Annotated in this window: 4 protein-coding genes; 2 read left to right on the top strand and 2 right to left on the bottom strand. The window is 58.6% G+C overall.

Annotated features, from left to right (window positions below):
* Nucleotides 1-214, top strand: a 214-nt coding sequence (locus EN991_RS40470; RefSeq protein ID WP_206519314.1) for a hypothetical protein, incomplete at its 5' end; no start/stop codon positions are given.
* A 33-nt stretch (nt 215-247) separates the two neighbouring features.
* On the opposite strand, the gene EN991_RS41720 is transcribed toward EN991_RS40470, so the two are convergent.
* Both EN991_RS41720 and EN991_RS34605 read right to left on the bottom strand, forming a co-directional pair.
* Nucleotides 248-382, bottom strand: a complete 135-nt coding sequence (locus tag EN991_RS41720) for a hypothetical protein (RefSeq protein ID WP_013531161.1) — start codon at nt 380-382, stop codon at nt 248-250.
* A gap of 339 nt (nt 383-721) precedes the next feature.
* Nucleotides 722-907: a hypothetical protein gene (locus EN991_RS34605; protein ID WP_013531162.1), complete on the bottom strand. Its 186-nt coding sequence runs from the start codon at nt 905-907 to the stop codon at nt 722-724.
* A 221-nt stretch (nt 908-1128) separates the two neighbouring features.
* Here EN991_RS34605 and EN991_RS34610 point away from each other — a divergent pair.
* On the top strand, nt 1129-1847 hold a 719-nt coding region (locus tag EN991_RS34610; RefSeq protein WP_127370411.1), incomplete at its 3' end, for a LysR substrate-binding domain-containing protein.

Consider the following 1847-nt stretch of genomic DNA (forward strand, 5'->3'; position numbering starts at 1 on the left):
CGCGAATAGCATAGCGACATCAGGAAAAACCATGTCTGTCAATCGGCTACGCCGCTACGACAAGATTAAATTTGCGACATGGGTCGCAAATGGGCAATCGGCGTGCAGCGGGGCCCGGAAGTGGCACGAACTGTTCAAGGGACAGGCAGCGTACAGCCTGTGCGCAGAACAAAAACGCCGCTCTGGCTGGAGCCAGGCGGCGTTGCAGTTTTAAAGCAGCGGCAGGGATGCGCTGCCTGGAAAATCTTCAGGCGACGAAGCCGAGGCGCGCCGCATTCATGGCGCCAGTCTGGCCGGGCATGGTGTTGGCAAGACGCTGACGCTCGAGAGCGGTGGTCAGGTTCATTTCGCGGCGGGCAAAGAGGCGGGCAAAAAGCTTCATAATCATCTCCATTCGGTTGCTCAGACGGGTCGCCTTCGCTTGATGGAGTGGGGCAGCTCGTTTGCTGGCGCTGATATAGGCTTGTGTAAGCAGAAACTAAATCGCAAAAGCGAACCGCTTGATATGAAATGCGACATCGATTGCGACAGATTTGGGCAAGGTGCCCAAAATTTACGATCATTTACAAGGCATTAAGTGAAAACAGGAGCTGCTATGCGGCTTTCTCATATGCGTCATGCGTTGGCGACATGGCTCCAAAACTCATTTGTATACAAATAAAATAAAGAAGGCCTGCCGGGCGGTTCGCGCGGCAGGCCTTCAGCACATAGTACACACGATCTACTTTGCTCCAGCCCAGGATCCGATGCCATTGCGAGTACCGGTCTTGGTGTCGGAAGCCTCAGGCCAGCCGATATCCTTCTGCAGTTCGATCGGCAAGGAACGGATGGCGCGCTCGGTCTGGTAGCGGGCGCGTGCCGCGCTGAATTCGGTCGCGATGCGACCAAGAGACGACAGGATAGACATTTCTTTCTCCTTTGGTGGCTGGCGGGTGCCAGACAACGCGTTGGTTACGTCGGGTTTGTTTCAACTTCATTTCGTGTCGAATGCAGGTCTGTGTCGGGGTCGTTTCATGGCTGCTTGTGGCAGCTGCCTCATTCGATGGAGTTGACTATCCTCCCAATCTGATGTTCAATCAAACGAAATGGAATGATGTTTTGTATCAGAAAAATTGAAGGTCGGTTGCCATGAACGCCCCGCTCAATCATCCGCTGCCACTGCTCGATCTCGACGTTTTGCGCACTTTCGTGGCGATTGCCGAGACCGGCAGCTTCACCACCGCCGCCAATGCCGTCTTTCGCACGCCTTCGGCCGTCTCCATGCAGATCAAGAAGCTGGAGGACATTCTCGGCCGCTCCGTGTTCGCGCGCGACGCCCGCTCGGTGTCGCTGACCACGGACGGCGAGATGCTGCTCGGCTATGCCCGCCGGCTGCTGTCGATCAACCGCGAGGTGGTGTCGAAGTTCATCATTCCCGAGATTGTCGGTGTCGTGCGGCTTGGTTCGCCGGACGATTACGGCGAGCGCGTGCTGCCGCATGTGCTGAAGCGTTTCGCGCAGTCGCATCCGTCGATCGCCGTCGACGTCACTATCGACCAGAGCAGCAATCTGCGCCGGCGCATGGACGACCGGGCGCTCGACATCACGCTGCTGACCAATTCCTACAAGACCAGCGCGCTCGGCGCCGAGGTGCTGCTGACCGAGCCGATTGTCTGGGCCGGCGCCAAGGGTGGCTGCGCGCATTTGCGCGAGCCCTTGCCGGTGTCGCTTTGGGAAGAGGGCTGCGCCTGGCGCGCCGGAGCGCTCGATGCGCTTGGCCGCGAGGGCCGCAACTACCGCATCGCCTATATGAGCGCGCACACAGCCGGCCAGCGCGCCGCGATCATGTCCGATCTCGCCGTGGCTGT

Source organism: Mesorhizobium sp. M7A.F.Ca.US.005.03.2.1 (assembly GCF_003997795.1).
Taxonomy (GTDB): Bacteria; Pseudomonadota; Alphaproteobacteria; order Rhizobiales; family Rhizobiaceae; genus Mesorhizobium; species Mesorhizobium ciceri.

Coding starts and splice junctions, on each gene's coding strand:
- EN991_RS41720 (WP_013531161.1), bottom strand. CDS start 382: ATGAAGCTTTTTGCCCGCCTCTTTGCCCGCCGCGAAATGAACCTGACC.
- EN991_RS34605 (WP_013531162.1), bottom strand. CDS start 907: ATGTCTATCCTGTCGTCTCTTGGTCGCATCGCGACCGAATTCAGCGCG.